Raw genomic sequence first — 26,123 nt, 5'->3', positions numbered from 1 at the left:
ATGTCCAGGCTAGGTCGGCAGGTTCAGCCGCGCCAGGCAGCCGCTGCGGTCGCCGCGATTGCCCAGCACCAGGCTGCCGCCGTGACCCTCGGCGATCTGCCGGGCCAGCACCAGGCCGATGCCCGAGCCGCCGGGCTTGGTGGTGAAGAAGGGCACGAACAGGTTCTCGCTGCCGGCCAGGCCCGGCCCCTCGTCCTCGATCTCCACCACCACGCCACCGGTGTTCTTCCTGGCGCGCACCTCGACCGCGCCCCCGCTGCCGGCGCTGGCCTCGGCGGCGTTGCGCAGCAGGTTGATCAGCGCCTGCTCGATCTGGTCGGGGTCCAGCGCCAGGCGGACCGCAGCCACCTCGCCCAGGCGCACCGGCACCCGCGTCTCCAGCGCGCAGATGCGCGCCAGCAGGGGCGCCAGCTCGACCTCGCGCTTGCGCGGCGGCGGCAACCTGGCCAGCGTCGTGTAGCCGGCCATGAACCGGGCCAGCGCGTCGGCGCGTTCGGCGATCACGGCAAGACCGCCGCGGGCGTCCTCGCGCCAGTCCGGCGGCGGCGGCTGCCGGCCGATCAGGTCGGCCAGGGTGTCGGCCATCGACTTGATCGGCGCCAGCGAGTTGTTGAGCTCGTGGCCGAGCACCCGGATCAGCCGTTGCCAGGCCAGCCGCTCCTGCTCGCGCAGGGCGCGCGACAGGTCGGTGATCGCCAGCAGGTCGTTGCGCAGCCCGCCCTCGCGGAACACCGCGTGGCGCACGTCGAAGCTGCCGGCGCCCCCCGGGAAGGCGCGCTGCACGGTGGCCGCCGTCTCCACCGCCAGGCAATCCGCCAGCCCCAGGTGCGCCGCGTCCTGCCCTGCCGCCTGCTCGGCGGACAGGCGCAGCAGGCGTTCGCCGGCCGGGTTGATCAGGCGCAGCCGCTGCTGGGCGTCGAACGCGAAGATCGCGATGTCGACGGTGGCCATCACCTTGGTCAGCAGCGCCAGGGTCTCCTCGACGCGCAGGCGCTGCTGGCGCAACGTCTCGCTGAGCGCGTTGACCTCCCAGACCACCTCGCCGATCGCGTCGCCGCGACGCGCGCGCGTGCCGCGCAGACTGAAGTCGCCCTCGCGCAGCGCTTCCAGCAGGTTGCTGAGCGTGTACAGCGGGAACACCACGCGGTGCCGCAGCCAGGCCGCCAGCGCCAGGCTGGCCAGGCCAAGCGCCGCCAGCGCCAGGGCGGCGCTGGATGCCGCGACCTCCGACAGCCACAGCAGCAGGCCGCTGGCGAGCAGGCCCGGCGCGGCGACCAGCAGGCCCATCAGCAGCACCCGGCGCTCGAAGTTCATCCCCGCCGGGGCCTCCTGCCCGGACCTTGCGCCCGGACCCTTGCTCATGGCCGCAGTCGGCGCGGTCGCGTCACGCCCGGCGCGGCGCTCATGACTCGCCGTCGGCCGCCGCCAGACCGTACTTCTCGATGCGCCGGTACAGCGCCGGACGACTGACGCCCAGCGCATCGGCGGCGCGCTGGATGTTGCCGCCGCTGTCCTCCAGCGCCTTGCGCACCAGCAGTTCCTCGGCGGCGTCCAGGGTCAGGCCGGCCGGCATCGCACCGGTGGGCGTCGGCGACGGCGCGCTGCCCAGGCCCAGTTCGCCGGCCTGCACCTGGCTGCCGGCGGCCATCAGCGCGGCGCGCTCCATCAGGTGGGCCAGCTCGCGCACGTTGCCGGGCCAGGACCAGGCGGCCAGGGCACGTTCCGCCGCCGGCGACAGGCCCATGGCACCGCGCTGGTAGCGGCCCGCGCTGCGCGCCAGGAATGCGCGCGCCATCGGCACGATGTCCTCGCCGCGCGCGCGCAGGGGCGGCACGGTCAGCACCACGGTGTTGAGCCGGTACAGCAGATCGCGCCGGAACCGGCCGGCGGCGACCTCGGCCTCGATGTCGGCGTTGGTGGCGCTGACCAGGCGCACGTCGACGCGGATCGTCTTCGAGGAACCCAGGCGCTCCAGCTCGCCGTCCTCCAGCACGCGCAGCAGCTTGGGCTGCTGCGAGGGCGGGATGTTGCCGATCTCGTCCAGGAACAGGGTGCCGCCGTCGGCCAGCTCGAAGCGGCCGATGCGGTCGCCCTTGGCATCGGTGTAGGCGCCGCGGACGTGGCCGAACATCTCCGACTCGAACACGCTCTCGGCGATGCCGCCCATGTTGACCTTGACCAGTGGCCGGTCGGCACGCGGCGAATTGGCGTGGATCAGGCGCGCCACCACACCCTTGCCGGTGCCGTTCTCGCCCAGCACCAGGATGTTGGCGGCGGTCGGCGCGACCTTGCGGATCTGTTCGCACAGCGCCCGCATCGGCGGCGAGCCGGCGATGAAATCGGCGTCGTCCTCGCCCTTGAGGATCTCGTTCTCGCGGTGCAGGCGCGCGGCCTGACGCCGGCTCTCGGCCAGCGCCAGCTGGTTGCGCAGCACGCTGAGCAGGCGCCGGTTGTCCCAGGGCTTCTCTATGAAGTCGCCGGCGCCGGCCTGCATCGCCTTGACCGCCAGTTCGATGCTGCCCCAGGCGGTCATCGCCACCACCGGCACCTCGGTATCGATCGCGCGGATGCCCGCCAGCAGGTCCAGCCCTTCCTGGCCGGAGGTGGTGTCGCGCGTGTAGTTGAGGTCCATCAGCACCAGCGACGGGGCGCCGCTGCGGACCACGTCCAGCGCCTCGTCCGGGCTGCCGACGCAGCGGCTCGCCAGGCCCTCGCCCTTGAGCAGCAGGCGCAGGGCCTCGAGCACGTCGCGCTGGTCGTCGGCGATCAGGATCATCGGTGTGGACGGCTCTGCGGCAAGGCGGCTTCCGTGGCGTGCGGGTCGAGGCCCGATGCGGCAAGCATACGCGGCCGACCGGCCCGGCGGCATGGCGCGCCGCGCCGGCGGCCCGGCGACCCGGCCACGGCCGCTCAATCCGCCGCCGACAGCCAGCCGTCGCGCAGATGCACGGTGCGCTGGCCGCGGGCGGCGTTGTCGGGGTTGTGGGTGACCTGGACGATGGTCGCGCCGTCACGGTGCAGCTCGCCGAGCAGGTCCATGATCATCGCGCCCTGGCTGGCGTGCAGGGCGCCGGTCGGCTCGTCGGCCAGCAGCACCTTGGGCCGGGTGATCACCGCGCGCGCCACCGCCACCAGCTGCTGCTGGCCGCCGGAGAGCTGGCGCGGGTACAGGTCCTTCTTGCCGACGATGGCGAAGCGGTCGAGCATGTCGGCGACCAGGGCCTTGCGCTCGGCGGCCTTGATGTCGCGGTAGGAAAGCGGCAAGTCCAGGTTCTCGGCGACGGTCAGGTCGTCGATCAGGTGGTATTGCTGGAAGATGAAGCCGATGGCGTCGCGCTGCAGGGCCTGGCGCTGCTTGCCGCCCAGCGTGTGCACCTCGACGCCGGCCAGGCGGTACTCGCCGCCGAAGTCGCCGTCCATCAGGCCGAGCACGTTGAGCAGGCTGCTCTTGCCGCTGCCGCTGGGACCCATGATCGAGACGAACTCGCCCGGCTGGACCGACAGATTGATGTTGCGCAGCACCCAGCTGCGGCCGCCGGCAAGCGGGTAGCTGCGCTCGACGTTCTTGAGTTCGATCATGGCGCGATCTCCGGAGGGGCGTGCATGCGGTTCGTTCATCGTCGTGGCCTGCGGGAGGGACCTCAGTGCGCGGAATCCAGCGCCACACGCGGCGGAACCCGCGCGGCGCGCCAGGCAGGCATTGCGCAGGCGACCAGCGCGGCGCCGGCGACCGCGAGCACGGCCAGGGCCCAGCTCAGCGGATCGCCGCTGCCGACCTGGTGCAGCCGGTCGGCGAGCAGGCGCGCCAGGGGCAGGCCGACCAGCAGGCCGAGCGCGGCGCCGCCCAGCGCCAGCGCGGCGCCCTGCGCCAGCACCATGCGCCGGATCCGCGCCGGGCGCGCGCCCAGGGCCATGCGCACGCCGAGCTCGCCGGTGCGCCGGCGCACGGCGAAGCCGAGCACGGCGTAGAGACCGACCGCGGCCAGGCCCAGGGTGATGGTGGCGAACACCGCGACCAGTTCGACCAGGGCGCGGCGGCCGGCCAGCGACTGCGCCACCAGCTCGGCCAGCGGCCGGTTGACGACCAGCCGGGCGTCGGGCGCCAGCGCGGCGATGCGTTCGCGCACCGGCGCGACCAGGCTGGCCGGATCGCCGTCGGTGCGCAGCACCAGCATCGCCACCGGCAGCGGTGTGGGGCCGAAGCGGTACAGGGTCGGCAGCGGATCGGCCTCGTCCAGCGCCTCGTGCTTGACCGTGGCGGCGACGCCGACGATCTGCGAGATCCGCGGCGGCTCGCCGGCACCCTCGCTCAGCCGCACTTGAGCGCCGAGCGGATCGCGTCCGGCCAGCCAGCGGCGCACGAACACCTCGTCGACGATCACCGGCTGCGCCGCGGCGTCGCCGTCGGCGAAGCCACGGCCGGCGACCAGCGGGATGCCCAGGGCCTGGAAGTAGCCGGGCCCGACCAGGCGCAGGCGCGCCTGAAGTTCGTCCTCGCTGCCCGGCAGGCCCAGGCTCGACACCGCTTCCCAGCCGCTGAACGGCGCCATGTTGGCCGCGGCGACGGCGGCGACGCCGGGCAGGCCGCCTAGCGCCTCGCGCAGGGTGTCGAGCTGCGCACCCAGCCGCGCGCTGTCGCGCCCGGCATCGAACTCGCCGCCCTGGGTGACGCCGGCCAGGTCGAGCGCGGCGACCAGCACGCCGCGCTCGTCGAAGCCGCGTTCCTCGGCGGCCAGGTTGATGGCGCTGCGCAGCAGCAGCAGGCCGCCGCCGAGCAGGGCGGTGGTCAACGCGATCTGGCCCAGCAGCAGCACGCTGCGGGCGCGGCCGAGGCCGCCGATGCGGTTGCGTTCGCCCAGGCCGGCGGCGCTGGCCGGTCGGCGACCGGCCGCCAGCGCCACCAGCAATGCCAGCGCGATCACCACCGCCGCGCAGGCCAGACCGGCGAGCAGGGTGGGAAGATCCAGCGCGGCACGCACCGGCAGTTGCGTGGGCAGCAGGCCGCGGCTGTCGAGCAGGGCCAGGCCGGCCGGCACCAGGGCCAGGCCGGCCAGCGTACCGAGCACGGCCGCCGGCAGCAGGTCGCCGAGCATGGCGGCCATGCGGTCGCGGCCGCGCGCACCCAGGGCATGGCAGATCGCGAACTCGCGCTGCCGCGCCAGCAGCCGGTCCAGGCACAGGTTGGCCAGGTTGAAGCCGATCACCAGCAGCAGGCCGATCGCCGCCAGCTGCAGCAGGACCAGGCCCTGCCGATGCTCGGCGGCGAAGTTCTCGCGCCAGGCACGGACGTCGGCGCGCAGACCCGCTGACGCGCGCAGGCCGGCCAGGTGGTCGACCGTCCCGAGCAGCGCGTCGACCCGCGCGCGCGCCTGCCCGGGCCTGGCGCCCGGCGCCAGGCGCGCGACCACGTCGATGCCGCCGACATTGCCCTGGGCATCCTGCTCGCGCTCGGCGCTGCTGGCGATGTAGGGCATCCAGGCCTCGGTGCGGCGGTCCGGGAACACGAAGCCGGGCGGCATCACACCGACGATGGTGAACGCCTCGCCACCCAGGCGGACGGTCTGCCCGATCACGGCGGGATCGGCGCCGAAACGGTCGCGCCAGGTGCCGTCGGCAAGCACCAGCACGCGGCCGTCGCCTTCCAGGTCGGACGCCGACAGGCTGCGGCCAAGTGCCGGCGCCACGCCCAGCACCCGGGCGAAGTCGTGGCTGATCCGCCGCTCGCGCCAGGTCCGACCCTCATCGTCGCGGCGGCCCGGGATGTTGCCGGCCCAGTACACCAGTCCGGCGAAGGTGTCGTCCTGACCGCGAAGCGTCTGCGCGAGCGACTCGGACAGGCCGACCATGAAGCCGAAGTTGACCAGGTTGGTGCGCAGCTGCACCAGCTCGTCGCTGTCGGCCCACGGAAGCGCCTTGCGTTCCAGCGCCCACAGCGCGCTGAAGGCGATCGCGTTGACCGCCACCACCGCCGCCAGCAGGGCGGCGACGGTGAGGCCGAAACCCGGGCGGCGGACGGTGCGGCGCAGGAATGCACTCAGGTTCATCGGACGACTCTCGGTTGCGAGGCAACGAAGCGGCGGGGAAAGGTAGGGACACGTGGTGGCATTGCCCGGGCATGCGACAGCGCCACGCCTAGTCCTGGCGCAGCGCAGTCATCGGGTCGACGCGGGCGCTGCGCAGCGCCGGCGGCAGAGCCGCAAGGAGCACCGACACGACCATGGCCAGCGCGGCCAGCGCCAACCAGACGGCATAGCCGGCGCCGAAGTCGTGCAACTGGGCACGCATCAGGGCCAGCATCGCCCAGCCCAGCACCGCACCGACGACGATTCCGGCGGCGGCACCGCGCAAGCTGGCAGCCAGCGACTGGCGGGCCAGTCGCCTCGGCTGCGCGCCGATCGCCAGGCGCAGGCCGAACTCGGCGCGGCGCTCCTGCTGCCGCTGCGCGGCCAGCGCGTAGACGCCGAGCGCGGCCAGCAGCAGGGCGCACAGGGCGAAGCCGCCGACCGTGCTGGCGAAGAAACGCGCCGGGCGCAGCTCGTCGGCCAGCTCGTCGGCCAGCGCGAACTCGCGGGTCGCGGCCTGCAGCGGGTCGATCCGCCACATCGCCTCGCGCATCTGCGCGGCCATGCCGGGCAGTGCGCCTTCGCTGCGAACCAGGAAGGTGATGCCGACCCAGGGCGCCTGCGCGAACGGCACCAGGATTTCCGGCTCCGGTGCGCGGCGCAGGCCGGCGTTGCGGATATCGCCGGCGACGCCGACGATCCGGTAGCCGGTGAAGCCGCCCTCGCCCAGGGGAATCTCGACCGTCCGGCCGATCGGGTCGGCGCCGTCGAACACCCGCCGCGCCAGCGCGCGACTGACCACGGCGACCTTTTCGCTGCCGGCACCGTCGCTGTCGGCGATCGCGCGCCCGGCCAGCAGCGGGATGCCGAGCACGTCCAGATAGCCGGCCGATACCCGGCGCACGCTGGCCTGGATCGGCTCGGGCTCGGCGCGGCCGGGCACGCGCATGTCCAGCTGCAGGTCGCCGATGCTGGACAGCGGCGCGGCCGTGGTCACCGCCACGCCGGCGACACCGGGCAATGCCGCCAGCTCGGATCGCAACCGCCCGGCGAAGCCCGTCCAGACCGCCGGGCCACCCCCGCGGAAAAGCTGCAGCGCCTGCACATTGGCACTGGCGAAGCCGGGTTCGACGTCCTTGATCCGGACCAGGCTCGCGGCCATCGCCGCCGCCGCGACCAGGCCCAGGGTCGACAACGCGACGCCCAGCACCGGCAAAGCCCGGGTGCGGCTGCCGCCGGCGATCGCGCCCTTGCCGCCACCGCTGCGCATCGCCTCGATCGGCGCGCCGCGCAGGCGCAGCGAACCCATCAGCGCCGCCAGCAGTGGCGTCGCCAGGGCGATGGCCAGGGCGAACAGCAGCACGCCGCGGTCGAGGTCGATCTCGCCCGCGCGCGGCACGCTGCCCTCGGCCAGGGTCTTCAGGCCGGCCAGGACCAGGGCCGCCAGCGCGATACCGAGCGCGGCGCCGGCCAGGCCGAGCAGACCCAGCTCCAGCAGCAGCACGCGGTACAGCCGGGCACGGGTGGCGCCGATCGCCTGCGCCACCGCCTGCTCGTGGCGGCGGGCGATCTGTCGGGCGTCGAGCAGGAGGGCGACGTTGGCGCAGGCGATCAGCAGCACCAGCACGGCGACGGCGAAGGCGGCCCACAGCGCCTCGCGTGCGCTGCCGACCGCGTCGCGCAGCAGCGGCGTGGCGGTGATGCGCCAGCCGGCGTCGGGCTGGCCGCGCTCCTCGCGCACCGAATCGGCCAGCGCTTGCACGCGCTGCAGGGCGGCGTCGGCGCCGATGCCGGGCGGAAAGCGGCCGACGGCATCGAGGAAGCGGGCGTTCCAGTAGCCGGGCTGGTCGGCCTGCAGGCGCGCATTGCGGTAGGGCCGCCAGGCGCCGACGTCGGCGATCGGGTAGGCGAACTGCGGCGGCATCACGCCGATGATCCGTAACCGGCCTTCGTTGGCGGTGTCGATCAGCTGGCCGACCGCCTCGCGACTGCCGCCGGTCAGGCGCTGCCACTCCAGATAGGACAGCACCACCGCGCCCTGTTCGTCGCCCATGTCGGCAGGCTCGAAGGTGCGGCCGAGCATCGGCGCCACGCCCAGGGCCGGGAAGAAGCCGGCGCTGACGAAGTTGATCGTCACCTCGCGCGGGCGCTCGCCGTCGAGCACGGTCATGCCCGCCCAGTCGTACCAGCCGAAGGCCTCGAAAGCATCCGGGTCCTTGGCCAGGCGCACCGCCTCGGCGGTGCTCAGGCGGGCGAAGCTGTCGGCCTGCTGGGGGTTGTGCGCGGCGACCGCGACCACGCGCTCGCCGCCCGGGTACGGCAGTCCGGACAGCACCACGCCCTGCAGCACCGAGTACATCGCCACGCTGGCGCCGATGCCCAGCGCCAGCATCAGCACCGCGGCGGCGGCGAAGCCGGGGCTGTGGCGCAGGCGACGGGCGGCGAAGCGCAGGTCGGAAAGCACGGCGGTCATGGGCTTGCTCACTCCTGACGCAGGGCGATGACGGGATCGGTGCGGGCGGCGCGCAGGGCCGGCCACAGGCAGGCCAGCAGGGCCACCGTGGCCAGCACGCCGGCCACTGCCAGCAGAACCAGCGGATCGCTGGCGCTGATTCCCGCAAGGTAGGCCTGCAGCACCCGGGACAGCGCCAGCGCCGCGACCAGGCCCAGGGCCAGGCCGAGCAGGACCTGGCGCAGGCCGTCGCCCAACACCAGGCCGAGCAGGCCGACGGTGCGCGCGCCCAGCGCGCTGCGCACGCCGTACTCGCGCCGGCGGGCGGCGCTGGCGACGGCGACCACTGCGTACAGGCCGACAGCCGAAAGCAGGACGGCCAGGGCAGCAAAGATGCCGACCAGCAGCAGGTTCAGGCGGGTGCCATCGGTGCTCTCCCGGACCAGTCCGGCCAGCGGCTGCAGGTGGGCGATCGGTTGCCCGGGCGCGACCTCGGTCACCGCCGCCCGGATCGCCTCGGCATGAGCGGCCGGCTCGCCCTGGACGTGGACCGCGAAGCGCAGCGGCGCGAAATCGCGCAGCAGCTGCAGCAGGCCATCGGGCACCTGGGCCAGCGGCAGGTAGACCATCGGCGGCGGCGCCGTCTCGGGGCCGTGCTGGCGGGTGTCGCCGACCACGCCGACGATGCGCAGCGGCAGCAGCGCGCCGGACTCCGGGTCGGGCAGCTCCAGCAGGCCGCCCAGCACCGCGGACGACGCGCCGGCCACCGGATCGGACGCAAGGTGCGTGCGCACGAAGGCCTCATTGACCAGCGCCACCGCTGCATCGCCCGGACCGTCGCTGGCCAGGACATCGCGACCGGCGCGCAGCGGGATCGAGAACGCCTCCAGGAAGCCGGGGCTGATGCCCCGGAACTCGACGCTGAACATCTCGCCACCGGGCACCTGCATGGAGTAGTTCAACGGCGCGCCGATCGGCAGGTTGGTGCCGGCCGCCGCGGAAATCACCCCGGGCTGCGATTGCAGGCGCTCGAGCAGGCGCTGGGCCAGCGCCTTGCTGCTGGCGCTGTCGGGGAAGCGCGCACGCACCGGCGCCAGATCGAAGCCGAGCCGGCCCTCGATGCGGTAACCGAGGTCGACGGTCGCCGACTGCGCCAGGGAACGCGCGAACAGGCCGGCGCTGGTCAGCAACAGCGCTGCCAGGGCCACCTGGGTCACCACCAGCGTGCGCGCCAGCCGTCCTGCACCCAGGCCCAGGCCGCTGCGGCCGCCGGCGACCAGATCGCTGCTGCCAGCGCCGCTGCGGCCGCGCCAGATGCCCAGGCCGGCAGACAGCAGCGCGACCAGCAGGCCGCTGGCGATCGCGAAGCCCCAGGCGACGGTGCCCAGGCGCAAGTCGGCCTCACCGCCGAACCAGGACGGTGGGATCCAGCCTTCGGCCAGGCGCAGACCGCCCTGGGCCAGCAGCAGGCCGCCAGCGACGCCTGCGGTCGCGACCAGCAGGCCTTCGGCCAGTTGTGGCATCGCCAGGCGCGTCGTGGAGGCGCCCAGGGCGCTGCGGATCACGTTGACGTGGCTGCGCGACAGCGCCCGCAACAGCATCAGGTTGGCCAGGTTGACGGTGGCCAGCAGCAACACGCACAAGGCGCCGCCCAGGAACAACAGGAGCAGCGGCCGCGACGAGGCGCTCAGGGCACCGGACAACGGCCGCAGGCCGAAGCGCGTGGTCGCGTACCAGCGCTCGCCGGGCGTGCCGGCGTAGACCTCGTGGAGGCGGCGGTCGACCCGGCCGGCCAGGGCCTGCGCGCCGGCACCGTCGGCCAGGCGCACGATCGCCAGGAAGTTGCGGCCGTCGTCGGCGCTGGCGGCCGGCAGCGCCAGGGGCAGCAGCAGGTCGAACGGCGCCGCGTACCGGAAATCGGCAGGCAGCACGCCGATCACCGGCGTCGCCTCGCCCTCGATCGCCAGCGTGCGGCCGATCACCTGCGGGTCACCGCCGAAGCGCGCCTGCCACAGCCGGTACGAAATCACCACGGCGCGCGCGGCCCCTGGCCGGTCCTCGTCGGCGGCGAAGCCGCGGCCCAGCGGCATCGTCGGTGCCAGCGCCGCCAGGAACCCGGCATCGACCCACAGGGCGCGGGCCATCTGGGGGTCGTCGACCTCGGCCAGGTTGACCGGCAGGGGTGTGTGCGAGGCCAGGCCGCTGCTGGCGATGCCGTCCAGACTCCGGATCGCCTGGTACTCGCGCGGCGTGATGCTGGCCGAGCCGTCGCCCTGCAACAGCCCCGCTGCGAACAACTGGCCGGGCGCCGGATAGGGCAGCGGCCGCAGCAATACCCGGTCGACGAGGGCGACCACGGCGACGCTGGCGCCGATGCCCAGCGCCAGGGTCAGCGCCGCCAGCGCCAGGAAGCCGGGCCGGCGCAGGGTGGTGCGCCAGGCCTGGCGCAGTTCGGCGATCAGTGGGGCCATCGAGGTCCTCCGTTCGACTGGGCTGACCCGCCCCCCGGTTGTGCCGGGGCGTGGGGTTCATTCATGGCGAAGCGCGATGATCGGGTCGACGCGCAGCGCGCGCCGCAGCGGCGCCAGCGAGGCCACCACGGCGACCGCGATCACGACCGCGATCGCCCCCGAGAACACCAGCGGGTCGAGGCCGCGCGTTTGCATCTCCGGCGTGGCCAGCAGGAGCGACCAGGGCAGGCCCAGGGCGACTCCGATCGCGAGTCCAAGCAGCACCTGCCAGAGCACCCGGCCACCGACCACGCCGACGATGCCGCGCCGGCCTGCGCCGATCGCCCGCCGGATGCCGATCTCCCGGGTGCGCTGCGCGACTGCGAACGCCAGCACGCCATACAGGCCTGCCGCCGACAGCACCAGCGCGAGCACGCCGACGCCTGTGAATATCTGGGTCAGGATCACCGGGCCGACCCGGCCCATCTCGATCGCCCGTTGCTGGGTCCGCTGCCAGTAGACCGCGGTATCGGCATCCTCTGCGCGCACGTGCGCCGCCAGTTTCGGCCCGAAGGCGGCGGCGTCGCCGCGCAGGCGCACGGCCAGCGTGGCGAAGCGCGTGGGCTGCTGCGCGAACGGCACCAGGTAGGTCGGGAACACGGTGTCGTCGGCGTCCTCCAGGTGCATGGCCTCGACCATGCCGACCACGGTCAGGGTGGTCGCCTGCGGCGTTTCCGGATCGACCACGAAGCGGCGGCCGAGCGGGTCCACACCCGGCCAGAGCGCCTGTGCCATGCGCGCGTCGACCACCGCCACCTTGTCGCTGTCCGGACGGTCGCGGCCGTCGAAGAAGCGGCCGGCGACGAGGCGTACCTGGTAGGTGTCCGCGAAGTGCGGATCGACGGGCGCCATCAGCGCGCCGGCGAAGCCCTGCGCCGGCTTGGGCTCGCCTTCGGCGACGAAGCGGCGCCAGCCGCCGGAGCTGGTGCCGGGGACGGTGTTCGCAACGGTTGCGGCGACCACCTCGGGGTCGGCACGCAGGCGCCCGGCGACACGCTCGAAGAACTGCAGCTGCTCGGCCGGGGACGGGAATTGCTCGGGGAAAAGCCCGACCCGGCCGGTCATGATCGTGGTCGGGTCGGCGCGGGTGCCGAAGTCGAAGGCCAGAACCGACTGCAGGGCGCGGATGAACATGCCGGCGCCGACCAGCAGGACCACGGTCAGGGCGATCTCCGCCACCACCAGGCCGCGGGCGACCCGGGCGAAGCCGCTGCCGGAGCTGCCCTTGTCGCCATCGCGCAGGGCGTCCTGCACATCGGTACGCGAGGCGCGCAGCGCCGGCACCAGGCCGGCCAGTACGGTGGTGAGCAGCGCGGCCAGCGCGGCGAAGCCGGCCATGCGCAGGTCGATGTCGAAGCTGATGAAGTAGGCAGGCCCGTCTTCGGCGGCAATGAAGGTGTCCATGACCCAACGACCACCGAGTTGCGCCAGCCCCAGCGCGATCACCGTCGCGCCCAGGCTCAGCAGCAGGCTCTCGACCAGCAGCGCCCGCAGCAGCCGGCCGCGGCCGGCGCCCAGGGCGCTGCGCACCGCCAGTTCCCGGCGCCGGCCCAGCACCTGCGACAACTGCAGGTTGGCGACGTTGGCGCAGGCCAGCAGCAGCACCAGCAGGCCGGCGGCGAACATCATCCAGACCAGCCCGCGGGTGGTGGCATCGACGAAGCTGAAATGCAGAGGCTGGTTGACGAGTCGGCTGTCGCCTGCCAGTCCCTCGAGCTGGTGCCCGAGGTTCGCGGCGATCGCATCCAGCTCGGCGCGCGCCTGGGCAAGCGTGATGCCTGGGCGCAGCTTCGCCAGCATCTGGTGAGAGAAGTCCGAGCCGGGGTAGGCGCGCTTGGCCATCCAGACCGATTGCCGCTGAGGGAAGCCGAAGTCGGCCGCCATCACTCCGGCAACGATGCCGCCCTGCCCGTTGACCCGCACCGCACGACCTACCACCGCCGGGTCGGCCCCGAAATCATCGCGCCAGACATCGTGGCCGAGCAGCAGCACCGGCGGCGATCCCGGGCGCTCGTCCTCGGCCGTGAACATCCGCCCCAGCACCGGCTGGGCGCCCAGCATCGGCAGCATCTGCTGGCTCAGCGCGGCGCCTTCATAGCGCTTGGGGCCGCCCTCCAGGCCGAGCACGATGGTCATCTGGCTGTAGCCGCCGATCGACTCGTAGCTGCGCAGCTCGGGCGCCAGCCGGACGAAGTCCGCGCTGGACATCGACCCGACGTTGCTGTTGCCCTCGCGCTGGAAGCCGATGGTCACCAGGCGCTCGCCGTCGGGGAACGGCAGCGGTCTGAGGATCAGGCCGTTGACCGCGGTCAACAGGAACAACATGGCCCCCAGGCCCATGCCGAGCACAGTCATCGACAGGGCGGCATAGCCGGGACGCGACTGCAGTCGGCGCCATGCGTTGCGGAGTTCGGTCATGATCTGGGGCTCCCTGCGACCTGGGACCGGCGATGGCCCGGTGGCGATCCCTGTTGCAAGCCACGGGCCAACCCTTGGCACCCGTTGTCTCAATGGCTTGGGCGATCGATTCGCGTCCGTATCCGGACGTATTCGGGCGCCGACGTCCAGTTCCGGTGCACTCGAGAGATGATCGGTGCGCTGGGCGCGGCGCCTCCTGGCGGGCGACTGCCGGCACCTGCCCGTAGGCGGCGGCGCAGACCCCGGTACCCTCGCCGGGGATTCCAGCGATTGCAGCGTGGGTCGCGAACTTCGCCCTTCTCGGGATGCCTGGGGGCTGACGCGGGACGAGAGGCCTGACCTGCGTGCCCGCCCCTGGTGCGATATCCGGGAACCCCACGTCGGCGCCGCAACCGCGCCGGATGGCGGCCCAGCGCCAGGGTCGGTGTCGCCACCGCCGGAAGTCGGTACGACGCAGCGCGCCGGGCCGGGCCTTGCGGAGTCCGGCGACCAGAACGCCCACCGTGTTCATCACAGGAGGCCTCTGGGACGATTCCGACACAGCGGGCGGACCCTGCTGCCGGGCGATCAGTCGTGACGCAGGGCGACCACCGGATCGACCCGCAGGGCCCGGCGCATCGGCACCAGGCTGGCCAGCAGCGCCACCAGGACCACGACCGCCGCTGCGGCCAGGAACAGCATCGGCTGCGCCCGGCCGCCGGTCAGCACGGGGCTGGCCAGCGCCGTGGCCCAGGGCACCGCCAGGGCAAGGCCCAGCGCCAGCCCGGCGGCGACCTGCCAGCCGGTGCGGCGCGCGACCAGGGCGACGACGCCCGGCACGCCGGCACCCAGGGAGCGACGGATGCCGATCTCGCGGATCCGCTGGGTGACCGAGAACGCCAGCACGCCGTACAGGCCGACCGCCTTCTCGGAAGGCGTTCCTGGACCGGCGTCTGGAGACTGTCTTGCAAGGGACGGGCCAAGCCAGCAGTGGCCAGTGCTGAACGGCTTGCGTGCGAGCGCCGCGTCCGGTTCCGGACGTCGGCACCCGAAGTCGTTCAGTCCTGACGCAAGGCGACCATCGGATCTACACGCAAGGCGCGGCGCAGTGGCGCCGCGGCCGCTGCGGCAGCAACCAGCACGACCAAGCCGGCAACCCAGACGAACAGGCGCGGATCCTGACGCCCGCCGGCCACGCCGAGACCGGCCAGGAGCGCAGCCCAAGGCACCGCAGCAAGCAGGCCCAGCACTAGGCCGAGCAGTACCTGCGCGCCGGTGCCGACCACCACGGGGCGCACCGTCGCCGCTGCACCGGCACCCAGCGCCCGACGGATACCGAGTTCACGGGCGCGCCGGGCGACCGAGAAGGCGAGCACGCCGTACAGACCGGTGGCTGCCAGTACCAGGGCCAGCAGTCCAACCACCGTGAAGATCCGCGTGACCAGGTCGATGCCCGCGCGACCGGCACCGATCGCATCCGCCTGGCTGCGTACCCAGTAGGGCGGCGCCTCGGGCTCGACCTCGCGCAGCACCGCCGCCAACCGCGGGGCGAACAGGGCGGCATCACCCGAGGTCCGGACCGCCAGCGTGACGAAGCGCGGTGGCGCCTGGCTCAAGGGCAACAGCACCGCCGGACGCGGACTGGCATCCACTGGGCGCAGATGCACCGGTTCGACCACGCCAACCACGAGGTAGGTCTGGGGCGCATCGCCCTCCGGATCGACCTGCACGGACCGGCCCAGGGCCGATTCGCCCGGGAACAGGCGGTCGGCGATGCGCTCGTCGATGACCGCCACCAACGCCGTGTCGGCGCGGTCGCCGGCATCCACGAAGCGCCCCTCGCGCAGTCGCAGACCGTAGACGTCCGCGAAAGTCGGATCGATGCGCGCCTGCTCGACGCGCAGGTGCCCCTCGGCGGGCCGCGGCCGGCCAGGCACCGCCAGCCACTCCCCGCCCTGGCCGGAGGACCCCGGGATGCCGGTGGCGACGCTTGCCGCCAGCACGCCCGGTTCACCCGCCAGGCGTCCTTGCAGCCGCTCGAATACGGCGAGGCGGTCGGTGGCGTCCGGGTAGCGGTCCGGAAACAGGCCAATGCGCGCGGTGAGCACCTGTGCCGGGTCGGTCAGGCCGCCCTGGGAGAACGTGCCCAGAATCATCAAGGTGCGCAGGAACAGCGCCGCGCCGACCAGCAGGACCACGGTCAGCGCGATCTCGAAAACGACCAGGCCGCGCGTCAGTCCCGAGAACAGTCCACCGCGGCTGCCACGGTCGCCGGCACGCAGGGCTTGTGCGGCAGGGGTGCCGGCCGCGCGTCGGGCCGGCACCAAGCCAGCCAGGATTGTGGTGGCGAGCGCGACGGCGGCCATGAAGGCCACGTCCCGCCAGTCATAGCTCAGGTCCACGTACCAGGCCGGCAGGCTGTCGTTGGCCAGCATGTCCGCCATCACCCAGATGCCGCCGAGGTGGGCGAGCAGGCCGCCCAGCACCGTGGCTGCAATGGTCAGCAACAGGGCCTCGGCCATCAGCTCGGCCAGCAGGCGGTTGCGCTGCGCGCCCAGTGCCCCGCAGATCGCCAGTTCGTGCTGCCGTCCGATCACCTGACCGACTTGCAGGTTGGCCACGTTGGCGCAGGTCAGCAGCAGCACCAGCAGGCCGGCCACGAACATGGCCCACAGCAGGCTGCGCGTGGTGCGATCGACGAACCGGTGGGCAAGCGGCACGGCGGCCAGCCTGCGCCCGGGCTCGCTGCGCTGGAACTCCGGTTCCAGCCGCTGCTGCAACGCCGCCAGACCCAGGTTGACGATCTCGAGTGAGGCATCCGGCGCGATGCGTCCGGTCACGAACACCGCCAGGGGGTCCTCGGGCGCAAGGCGGCGCGGCAACCATACGTCCTGGCCGCCCGGAAAGCCGAAGCTGTCCGGCAGTACGCCGATCACGGTGGCGGTCTCGCCGTTGGCCCTGACCACCGCGCCCGGCAGGTCGGCCCGGCCCTGGAAGTCGTTCCGCCAGACCCGCTCGGAAACCAGGACCGTCAGGGCTGCCCCCGGCGCGTCGTCCGCGGACGTGAAGACACGTCCGAGCAAGGGGCGAACCGCCAGCAGGGACAACAGTCCGTGATCGACCAGAGTGCCGTGGTAGCGGCGGAAGTCGTCACCTTGCCCGAGGGTGACCGTGGCCGCGCCGGCATCGACGCCGGCCGCCTCGAGCCCCGCCAGCATGCCGTCGATCCGGGCGTAGTCGGCCGCCGAAAGGCTGTCCAGCTCGTCGCTGCCGGGCGACTGCCAGCCCACCTGCACCAGGCGCCCTGCATCGGGAAATGGCAGGGGACGCAGCACCATGCTGTTCAGCCCGCCGAACAGGAACAGCGTCGCAGCCAGACCAAGGGAGAGCGTCAGCAGGGCCAGGATCGCGTGCGCCGGCCGGGCTCGCAGTCGCCGTCCGGCCTGCCTGAACGCATCGATTGCCATGGACTGCTCCTGTCGGCGGGCGGGTCTGATACCAGGTGCCCCGCTGCAAGCAGGATGCCAGGTCTGGAAAGTGGCGCGTCCCGGCCATCGCCCGCGAACGCACGCGGCGCAGCCGGCGTCCGCTCCCGGACGCCCCGACCGGAAGCGATCACCGCCGATCCCGGCCTGATCCGCCCCGGAAGGCTCGGCTATGACCTGTCCGAATCCCCGAGCCCAAGAAATGCCGGCGGCATTGTCCCTGGCCCGCCCGCCCTAGGAGGATGACCGTGAAACCGGTTCGCATGCCTTCCCTGTCGAGCACAGCCCTGCTGGCTGCCCTGTGCTGCGCGCATGCGGCAGCACAGGGCAACTCCCCTGCCAGTCGATTGGTGGGCGCCTCGGCGGTCGATGTCGCGATCGGCCCCTGCGGCGAGGTGGCCAATACCCGGATCGCGCCGGATTCAGTCAAGTGAAGTGGGCACGCACCCGTCGCGCCGACCTGATCAGCGTCGTGTCTCAGCCCAATGCCAGGCCACGTGTCGCCGGTGCGACGGCACCGCACTTCTCCCCTCCCCCGCCTGCGGGGCAGGGGCGGGGGAGAGGGCTGCCCGGCCCAGCGCGCGCCGCCGGGCCGGCAACGATGCAGATCATGGCCAGCCCCGACCCTCTCCCCCGGCCCCTCTCCCAGAGGGAGAGGGGAGCAGAGCACGCTTCAAATCGGGCACCCCAGATCCCGATTCCCGATTCCCGATTCCCGATTCCCGATTCCCGATTCCCGATTCCCGATTCCCGATTCCCGATTCCCGATTCCCGGGTCCCAGGTCCCGGACCGGCCGCGGCACCGCACTTCTCCCCTCCCCCGCCTGCGGGGGAGGGGCGGGGGAGAGGGCTGCCCGGCCCAGCGCGCGCCGCCGGGCCGGCAACGATGCAGATCATGGCAAGTGCCGGCCCTCTCCCCCGGTCGGAGAGGGGAGCACAGCACACTCCGCTCACCGAACACCGAGTCCTGGTCCTCGGTCCCCGATCCTGGGCTGAGACACGACGCCAATCAGGTCGCACCGGCAGGTGCGTGCCCTACCCCGATCAATGGTTCGGGCGGGTGCCGAAGCCGCCGTAGAACAGCACGTCGCGCTGCTCGATGGCGCCGAGATCCCAACCCCCCCAGGGCTGGTTGGCGATGCTGGCGATGTCGACCGGGGCCGGCTGGCCGTAGCCGTCCAGGTCCGCGGGCCAGAAGTTGTCCGCGATGCCGAAGTCGCAGGTGTCGATGGCCGCGGACTGCGGCCGCGGCGCGAAGCCCGGGGCCAGTCGTGGCGAGGCGACCACCTTGACGCCGGGCGGCACGCCGACGTCGGTGTGCGCCAGCAGGCACTCGTCGTGCACCATGGTGCCGCCGCCGCTGATCAGGCTGGCACCTGGCGAGTGCAGGATGCTGCCGGTCGTGCGCACCGAGTTCGCCGCGCCGTTGACGATCAGCAGGTGCGTGACCGGGTTGTTGAGTACGGTGTTGTAGGCGAACAGGAAACTGGTGCGCGCCTCGACCAGGGTCCGGAAGCTGGCCGAACCGCCGGCGGAGTTGCCGCGGAACACGCTGCGCAGGATGCGCACCGAGGATTCGCCGCGGGCATCGACCACGGCCGCGGTGCCGTTCGGATCGGCGTTGTTGTCGAACATCGCGCCGGCCACGCGCAGGGCCGGCCGGGGCGCGCCGGTCGCCTGCTCCAGGAAGGCGAAACCGCCGGCGCCGAAGGTGTTGCTGAAAGACTCGTTGAAGGCCGTGTTGTTGAACAGGTCGACGCAGGGCCAGGGCTGGCCGAACAAGGTGCAGCTGCCGGCACCGAACTTGACGAGGCGCAGATCGACGGCGTTGCGCAGATAGACCGCGCCGCCGCGCGCACGCGCATCGTTGCCGCTGATCGCCGCGTTGCGCAGCTCGGCGGCGGTGAACGGATCGGCGGCGTTCGCGCTGCCCTCCAGGTACAGGGCGCCGCCGAAGTTCGCGCTGTTGCCGAGCAGCTCCACCGAACGCAGGGTCGCCTGGGTGGACCCGGATCCGTACGCGATGTCCGCGCGGAAGCCGTAGATGGCGCCACCGAAGCCCTCGCTGGCCGAGAATGCGGCACCGCCAGCGCTGTTGCCGGAGAATTCGGCCACCTCGCTGCCGAGCGGGTCGAACACCAGCCGGTCGTTCTGCGAACCCATGAACAGGCCGCCACCGTGGCGGCGTGCCTGGTTGCTACAGACGCGTCCCCGCCACATCGTCACCTCGGTTCCGCCGAGAGCGTGGATGCCGCCGCCATTGCCGTTGCTTCCCGGTCCCGTGGCCGAGTTCAGGCAGATCCGCGAGCCGCCGGCCACCCGAAGCCGGGTGAACTGGTCCGGGTTGGCGGTGATGTTGAACAGGGCGATGCCGCCGCCGTTGCTGGCGCTGTTCTCATCGACACGGGTCTCGGCGTCCAGGATCAGGCTCAGGCGTCCCTGCGCATGGATGCCGCCGCCCCAGCCGAGCTGGGTGGACGGATTGAGGCCGCCGGTGATGGTCAGGTTGCGCAGGCGGATGGTGCGCCGCGGGTTGCCGTTGTCGTTGGCGATCCGGAACACCCGCGTGCCGGACGCGCCCCCGGCGTCCAGGGTGCTGCGCTGCCCGGTCGCCGGTGCCGGATCGGTGCAGACCGCGTAGCCGCCCTCCAGGGTGATGTCCTGGGCGGGATTGACGATCTCGTAGTTGCTGATCAGGCGGTTGCCGGCGTCGATCTTGATCAGATGCGGGCCGGGCGAGGCATCGGCGACCGCGGCATTGATCGCGGAAAGCAGGGTGAGGTGGGTGCAGGCGGGACCGGAGCCCACTGAGTAGGTCGTGGCCAGGGCCGGCAAGGCGGGCAGCAGGGCGGACAGCGCGAGGGCGGCCAGGCCTGGTCGGCGAAAACACGACCCACGGCGGGCGAGGAGGACTTGCTGGGACATCTCGGGAACTCCTGGGAGGGGATCGGATCGCCCATGTCGGGCTCCGATCCTCCCAGCGCGGAATCCACGAAAAACACGCCATCGATTCGGGACCGGGGACCGGGGACCGGGGACCGGGGACCAGGGACGGTACGCTTGGGGCGTGGGGTATAGCGCATGGCGATCGGGTTTCGGGAGTCGTGTCCACGTCCCGCGTCCCGCGTCCGTGTCCCAGTTCCGGCTCCGGTCCCTGGTCCCTGGTCCCCGGTCCCCGGTCCCCAGTCCCGCCCCTACTCGTGCCGCAACGCCACCATCGGGTCGACGCGGGCGGCGCGGCGTGCCGGCAACCAGCAGGCGAGCAGCGCGACCGCCGCCAGGACCAGGACCACCGCCACGAAGGTGGCGGGGTCGAAGCGAGAGACGCCGAACAGCTGCGCGTTGAGGAAGCCGCCCAGGGCCAGCGCGCCGGCGAGGCCGACGGCCAGGCCCACCGCCGCGATGCGCCCGCCCTGCCCCAGCACCATGCGCACCACGTCGCCGCGCTGCGCGCCGATCGCCAGGCGCACGCCGAGTTCGCCAGTACGCTGCGCCACCGAATAGGCGAGCACGCCGTAGATGCCGATCGCCGACAGCGCCAGCGCGACCCCGGCGAACAGCAGCAGGAGCAGCATCGGCGCCCGCCGTCCCTGCAGCGACAGCGCAATGCGCTCGTCCAGCGTGCGGATGTCGTAGACCGGTTGTTCCGGATCGACGCGCAGCACCGCCTGGCGGATCGGCTCGACCAGGCCGCCGGTAGCCAGGCCGGTCTTGACCACGTAAAAGCCGCCCCGGTTGCCGAAGCGGTTGAACGGGAACTGCCCGAACGGGAAGTAGTAGGCCTCCTTGGTCATCTCCGCGGCCAGGTTGCCGTGCTTGACCGTGCCGACCACGCCGACGATGGTCCACCACGGACTCTCCTCCTCGCTGCCCGTGCTGCGGATGCGCCGGCCGATCGCGCCGTCCGGGAAGTACTTGCGGGCCAGCAGCTCGTCGACGATGACCGCGCGCGGTGCGCCCTCGACGTCGGCGTCGGTGAAGTAACGCCCGGCCAGCAGGGGGATCTCCAAGGCACGGAAGAAGGCCTGATCGGCGATCCGCGCGAAACCGTGCGGATTCGCCTCGCCGGCGGCCTGGTCGCGGCCTTCGACCACGTAGGAGCTCTGCCAGGTGCTCTGCCCGAACGGCAGGTTGCTGGTGTAGCCGGCCAGGGTGACGCCGGGGATGGCGCGCAGCTCGGCCAGCGCCCGTTCGTGGAAGCGCACGATGGCGGCGTCGTCCGGGTACTTGCCGGCCGGCAGATCCAGGCGCACCGTGATCAGACCGTCGCGCTGGAAGCCGGGACTTTCGTCCTGCAGGCGCTGGAAGCTCTTGACCAGCAAGCCGGCACCGACCAGCAGGGTCACGCACAGAGCGATCTGCACCACCACCAGCACGTCGCGGGTGGCGCGCGCGCCGCGGCCGCCGGTGTTGCCGCGGCCGCCTTCCTTGAGCGCCTCGAAGGCCCGCCCCGATCGCTGGGCGAATGCCGGCACCAGGCCGAACACCAGCCCGGTGGCCACCGACAGCAGCAGGGTGAAGACCAGCACCGGGGTGTCGATGCCGATCGCCGCACGCAGCGGGCTCTGGGCCAGGTTGATCGAGTCGAGCAGCTGCAGGCAGGCCATCGCCACGGCGACCCCGGCGACGGCGCCGGCCAGGGCCAGCAACACCGCCTCGATGAGCAGTTGCCGGACGATGCGCGCGCGGCTGGCGCCCAGGGCGCTGCGCACCGACAGCTCCTTCTGGCGGCCGCTGACCCGCGTCAGCATCAGGTTGGCGACGTTCGCGCAGGCGATCAGCAGCACGAAGCCGACCACCGCCTGCAGCAGCCACAGCACCGGCCGGACATCGCCAACCCACTGCTCGCGCAACGGCACGGCGCGACCCATGAAGCCGCCGTCGCGCAGGAACTGCGCGAAGCCGGGCCCGCGCGGGTCGCCGGAGCCAGCCACGCGGTCGGCGGTGCGCGAGACGATCGCCTGCAGCTGCGACTCCAGCTGGGCGATGCTGGCGCCGGGCGCCAGGCGGCCGATCGACTCGGAGTACTCGTTGCCGCGCTCGTCGTCGCTGCGCTGCTGCGGCGTGGTCGCGAACGGCAGCCACAACTGGGTGTTGCGGTTGGGGAACACGAAGTCGGCCGGCATCACCCCGATCACCCGGTAGGCCTCGCCGTTGAGGCGGATATCGCGACCCAGCACGCCCGGATCGCCAGCGAACTGGCTGCGCCACAGGTCGTGGCTGAGCACCACGACGCGATCCTGCCCGGGCGTCTCGGCCTCGGCGTCGAACACCCGGCCGAGCTGGGGACTGGCCTGCAGCGTGCTGAACAGCGAGGCGGTGGCGCGCAGGCCGACCAGGCGCTGCGGCGTGCCCTCGGCGGCCAGGTTCAGGCTTTCGCCGGTGTACAGAGCGAGATCTTCCAGTGCCTGCGCCTGCTCGCGGCGGTCGAAGTAGTCCGGGATGGAGGTGCCCGCGTAGTCCAGGCCCATGCGCGGATACGCATTGTGCACCAGCACCAGCCGCTCGCCGTCCGCATAGGGCAGCGGCTGCAGCAGCAGGCCGTTGACGACGCTGAAGATCGCCGTATTGGCGCCGATGCCCAGCGCCAGCGTCAGCACCGCGGCGATGAGGAAGCCCGGCCGCGCGAACAGGCTGCGCAGGCTGTAGCGCAGGTCCTGGCGGAAGGTATCGGTCATGGCATCGGCTCCTGTTGCGTTTGCACGTTCGCGCGTGGGATCAGCTGTTGCGCAGGGCGAGCATCGGGTCGGCGCGTGCGGCGCGCAGGGCGGGCGCCAGGCAGGCCAGCGCCGCCACCATCGTCAGCAGGGCGGCGACCGACAGCATCATCAACGGCTCGGCCGCAGCCACGCCATACAACTGCGAAGCCAGCAGACGGCCCAGCGCCAGGGCCGCCAGGCTGCCGAACACCAGGCCGGCGGCCACCAGGGCCAGGCCCTGGCCGAGCACCATGGTCAACAGGCGCGTGGCGCCCGCGCCCAGCGAACGCCGGATGCCGAACTCGTGGCGGCGCTCGGCGACCATCTGGCTGACCACCCCGTACAGGCCGACGGCCGCGAGCACCAGGGCGACCAGGCTGAACAGGCCGAGCAGGTACAGGTTGAACCGGCGCATGAGCTCGCCGTCGCCACCCAGCTCCGCCAGGGCGCGGACCTCGAACACCGGCATCGCCGGATCGAACTCCTGCAGGGCGCGGCGCAGCGTCTCCGCAAACGCGGACGGGTCGCCCGCCACCTTCAGGGCGAGATGGAACTGGGTCTGCACGGCATTGGCGTGCGTCATGTAGACCTCGGGCACCGGCTCGTAGGCGGCACCCGCCTGGCGCACGTCGGAGACCACGCCGGCGATGGTCTTGGCGCCACCCAGGAAACGGATCTCGCGGCCGACCGCATCCTCGCCATCGAGGTAGCGACGGGCGAACGCCTGGTTGACCAGGACATGGGTCGGGAACTCTCCGGGACGCTGGTCGGCAACACCCAGGTCGCGCCCGTCGACGACGCGCTGGCCGATCGCCGCGAAGTAGCCCGGGCTGACGAACCGCCAGTTTGCGCCCCCCGCAGCCACGCCGCCGTCGGCGCCGGCCCGGCCGACCACCTCGATGTTGGAGCTGACGTTGTCGCGCCCCGCCAGCGGCAGCGCGTCGGTGACGCCCACGGCGAGCACGCCGGGAATCGCCGCCACCCGCTCGCGCAGGGCGTCCAGGCGCGGCGCGATCATCCGCGTGTGCTCGGGATAGGCGCCCACGAAGTCGGATTCCAGGTCGCTGCGGCCGGGCACCACCACGGCCGCGGTGAGCACGCCGTCGGCGTCGATGCCGGTGTCGACGCGGGCAAGCTGGCGCAGGCTTTCGATCAGCAGGCCGGCACCCACCAGCAGGGCCAGCGACAACGCCACCTCGATGACGACCAGCACGGCCCGGGCCTTGCGCCGACTGCGCCCGGCGCTGCTGGTGCGACCCTCATCGCCGAGACCGGCGACCGGCGCCGGCGAGGCGGTGCGCCAGGCCGGCCAGAGCGCGGTGAGCAGCACCGTGGCGACGCCGGCCGCCACGGTGATCGCCAGGGCGCCGCCCGAGAGCCCCGGGCGGCTGTGCAGCGGCAACAGGTCGGGGGCAGCGGCGAGCAGCGCGGGCACCGCCAGCCAGGCCAGCACCATGCCGGCGCCGACCCCGCCCAGCGCAATCAACCCGGCCTCGGCCAGCACCGCGCGCAGCAGGTGCCGCCGGTCGGCGCCGAGCGCGGCACGCACCGCCAGTTCGCGGCGCCGCCTGTTGCCGCGCGCCAGCATCAGGTTGGCCAGGTTGGCGCAGGCGATCAGCAGGACCAGGGCGGACGCGCCGAGCAGGACCAGCAACGGCTGCCGGACCTGGCTGACCAGCAGTTCCGGCAGCGGCACCAGCCGCGCCGACAGGTCGCGGTGCTCGTCCGGATGCGCCTGCGCGAGCCCGGCATTGACGGTGGCCAGGGCAGCGGCCGCCTGCTCGAGCGTCACCCCCGGGCGCAGCCGCCCGAGCACCGACAGGTAGTTGGTGCCGCGGTCCGGCGTCGCCGCCGGAAGATGGGTGGGCAGGTAGAGCGTACCGGCGGCCGGATACCGGAATGCCGGGGGGGCGATACCGACCACGCGGTGCGCCTGGCCGTTGACCTGGATGTCGCGGCCGATGAGCTGCGGATCGCTCCCGTAACGGCGTTGCCAGAGCGCGTGGCTGAGCACCGCCACCCGCTCGCCGGCGTTCTCGTCCGCCTCGTCGAAGTAGCGGCCCGCGGCCGGCGGGAGGGCCATGACCGCCCAGAAGCCGGGCGTCACCCGATAGGCGCTGACCCTCTCGACCTCGCCCGCGCCGGCCAGGTTGACCGGCGATTCGGCGAAGGCCGCGAGTTCGGCGAAGGCCTCGCCGGTGCCTGCACGCCAGTCCTCGAAGGCCGGCTGGGAAACCGGGCCACCATAGGCGCCCTGCACGCGCGGCATGCGCACGATCTGGCCGGCGTCGGGATAGGGCAGCGGGTGCATGAGGGTGCCGTGCACGACGCTGTACACCGCGGCGACGCTGCCGATGCCCAGGGCCAGGGTGAGCACCGCGATGGCCAGGAAGGCGGGAGCGGCGAGCAGGGCGCGAGCGGCCAGCCGCAGGTCTCGGATCAGGGCTTCGGGCATGGCCAGGTACCGGTCGGTCTTGTGGGGGTCGGGATCGCCGCGCGGTCTCAGGCGACCGGTTCCGGCTCGTTGCGCCGGAACAGCCGGGCATCCTCCTCGGTGCGCAGCCGGTGCATGGTCTCCTCGTCGACCACGCGGCCGTCGAACATGAAGATCTTGCGCTGCGCGAACTCGGCGTAACGGGGATCGTGGGTGACCATGCAGATGGTGGCGCCGGCGCGATGCAGCTCGTCGAGCAGGGTCATCACCGCCTCGCCGTTCTTGGAATCGAGGTTGCCGGTCGGCTCGTCGGCGAGCAGGATCGATGGTTGGCCGACCAGGGCGCGGGCGACCGCGACGCGCTGCTGCTGGCCGCCGGAGAGCTGGGCCGGATAGTGGCGCAGCCGGTGCGCCATGCCGACGCGTTCCAGCGCCTCCTGCACGCGGGTGCGGCGTTCGGCCTTGGCCATGCCGTCCCGGTAGGTCAGCGGCAGCTCGACGTTCTCGAACACGGTGAGGTCGCCGATCAGGTTGAAGGCCTGGAAGATGAAGCCGATCTCCTTGTTGCGGATGCGGGCGCGCTCGCCGGCGCCGATGTCCTCGACCTGCCGGCCGTTGAGCAGGTAGCTGCCCTCGCTGGGCGTGTCGAGCAGGCCCAGGATCGACAGCAGGGTCGACTTGCCGCAGCCGGACGGTCCGGAGATCGACACGTATTCGCCGCGGCGGATGTCGAAGTGCACCCCCGACAAAGCATGGGTCTCGACCTCGTCGGTCAGGAACACCTTGGTGATGCCTTCGAGCTTGATCAGGGGCTGGTTGGCGGCAGCGGGGACCGGGGACCGGGGACCGGGGACCGGGGCCTGCAAGCCCGCGAGGTCCGGCACGCCTCGGCCCGCGCTCGAATTCTGATTGTTCATCGCATCACTCCTGCTGTCTGGTCGATTCCGCATCCCAATGGCATCGGGGACCGGGGACCGGTACACCGCGCGGCTCGCCGTGCCCTGGTCCGTGTTCGGGTTCTGGTTGGTCATCACAACGTTCCTGACTGTCCGGACGAACCCCGGTCGCTCGGTACTGCTCCTGC

Annotated in this window: 14 protein-coding genes; 1 reads left to right on the top strand and 13 read right to left on the bottom strand. The window is 72.7% G+C overall.

Annotated features, from left to right (window positions below; all coding sequences use genetic code 11):
- Window positions 1–9: 9 nt before the first annotated feature.
- The 9 genes from KF823_05460 to KF823_05420 all read right to left on the bottom strand — a co-directional run bounded on the left by KF823_05460 (window position 10) and on the right by KF823_05420 (window position 16,888).
- Window positions 10–1,314, bottom strand: a complete 1,305-nt coding sequence (locus tag KF823_05460) for a histidine kinase (protein MBX3725346.1) — start codon at window positions 1,312–1,314, stop codon at window positions 10–12.
- Window positions 1,315–1,402: 88 nt separating this feature from the next.
- Window positions 1,403–2,776: a sigma-54-dependent Fis family transcriptional regulator gene (locus KF823_05455; protein MBX3725345.1), complete on the bottom strand. Its 1,374-nt coding sequence runs from the start codon at window positions 2,774–2,776 to the stop codon at window positions 1,403–1,405.
- A 134-nt stretch (window positions 2,777–2,910) separates the two neighbouring features.
- Entirely contained in the window at window positions 2,911–3,579 is a 669-nt protein-coding gene (locus KF823_05450; GenBank protein MBX3725344.1) for an ABC transporter ATP-binding protein, read from the bottom strand.
- 62 nt (window positions 3,580–3,641) lie between these two features.
- On the bottom strand, window positions 3,642–6,044 hold the full coding sequence (locus tag KF823_05445; GenBank protein ID MBX3725343.1) for an ABC transporter permease: 2,403 nt from the start codon (window positions 6,042–6,044) through the stop codon (window positions 3,642–3,644).
- Window positions 6,045–6,132: 88 nt separating this feature from the next.
- On the bottom strand, window positions 6,133–8,535 hold the full coding sequence (locus KF823_05440) for an ABC transporter permease (GenBank protein ID MBX3725342.1): 2,403 nt from the start codon (window positions 8,533–8,535) through the stop codon (window positions 6,133–6,135).
- An 8-nt stretch (window positions 8,536–8,543) separates the two neighbouring features.
- The gene (locus KF823_05435) at window positions 8,544–10,985 is read right to left on the bottom strand and encodes an ABC transporter permease (protein MBX3725341.1); all 2,442 of its coding nucleotides are present in this window, start codon (window positions 10,983–10,985) and stop codon (window positions 8,544–8,546) included.
- A 57-nt stretch (window positions 10,986–11,042) separates the two neighbouring features.
- Window positions 11,043–13,442, bottom strand: a complete 2,400-nt coding sequence (locus KF823_05430) for an ABC transporter permease (protein ID MBX3725340.1) — start codon at window positions 13,440–13,442, stop codon at window positions 11,043–11,045.
- Between the two features lie 567 nt (window positions 13,443–14,009).
- Window positions 14,010–14,327, bottom strand: coding sequence for a hypothetical protein (locus KF823_05425; protein MBX3725339.1), 318 nt, complete (start codon window positions 14,325–14,327; stop codon window positions 14,010–14,012).
- A 152-nt stretch (window positions 14,328–14,479) separates the two neighbouring features.
- Complete coding sequence (locus KF823_05420; GenBank protein ID MBX3725338.1) at window positions 14,480–16,888, bottom strand: ABC transporter permease; 2,409 nt, start codon at window positions 16,886–16,888, stop codon at window positions 14,480–14,482.
- 266 nt (window positions 16,889–17,154) lie between these two features.
- Between KF823_05420 and KF823_05415 the strand changes: the two genes are divergently transcribed.
- Window positions 17,155–17,340: a hypothetical protein gene (locus KF823_05415; protein MBX3725337.1), complete on the top strand. Its 186-nt coding sequence runs from the start codon at window positions 17,155–17,157 to the stop codon at window positions 17,338–17,340.
- 610 nt (window positions 17,341–17,950) lie between these two features.
- On the opposite strand, the gene KF823_05410 is transcribed toward KF823_05415, so the two are convergent.
- From KF823_05410 to KF823_05395, 4 genes are all read right to left on the bottom strand, one after another.
- Entirely contained in the window at window positions 17,951–19,831 is a 1,881-nt protein-coding gene (locus KF823_05410) for a hypothetical protein (GenBank protein MBX3725336.1), read from the bottom strand.
- Between the two features lie 269 nt (window positions 19,832–20,100).
- Window positions 20,101–22,584: an ABC transporter permease gene (locus tag KF823_05405; GenBank protein ID MBX3725335.1), complete on the bottom strand. Its 2,484-nt coding sequence runs from the start codon at window positions 22,582–22,584 to the stop codon at window positions 20,101–20,103.
- A gap of 40 nt (window positions 22,585–22,624) precedes the next feature.
- The gene (locus KF823_05400; protein MBX3725334.1) at window positions 22,625–25,060 is read right to left on the bottom strand and encodes an ABC transporter permease; all 2,436 of its coding nucleotides are present in this window, start codon (window positions 25,058–25,060) and stop codon (window positions 22,625–22,627) included.
- Window positions 25,061–25,107: 47 nt separating this feature from the next.
- Window positions 25,108–25,956: an ABC transporter ATP-binding protein gene (locus tag KF823_05395; GenBank protein ID MBX3725333.1), complete on the bottom strand. Its 849-nt coding sequence runs from the start codon at window positions 25,954–25,956 to the stop codon at window positions 25,108–25,110.
- Window positions 25,957–26,123 lie beyond the last annotated feature (167 nt).

The organism is Lysobacterales bacterium (assembly GCA_019634735.1).
Taxonomy (GTDB): domain Bacteria; phylum Pseudomonadota; class Gammaproteobacteria; order Xanthomonadales; family UBA2363; genus Pseudofulvimonas.
The sequence above is the reverse complement of the archived record's forward strand: the minus strand, read 5'-3'. Positions and strand labels throughout refer to the sequence as shown.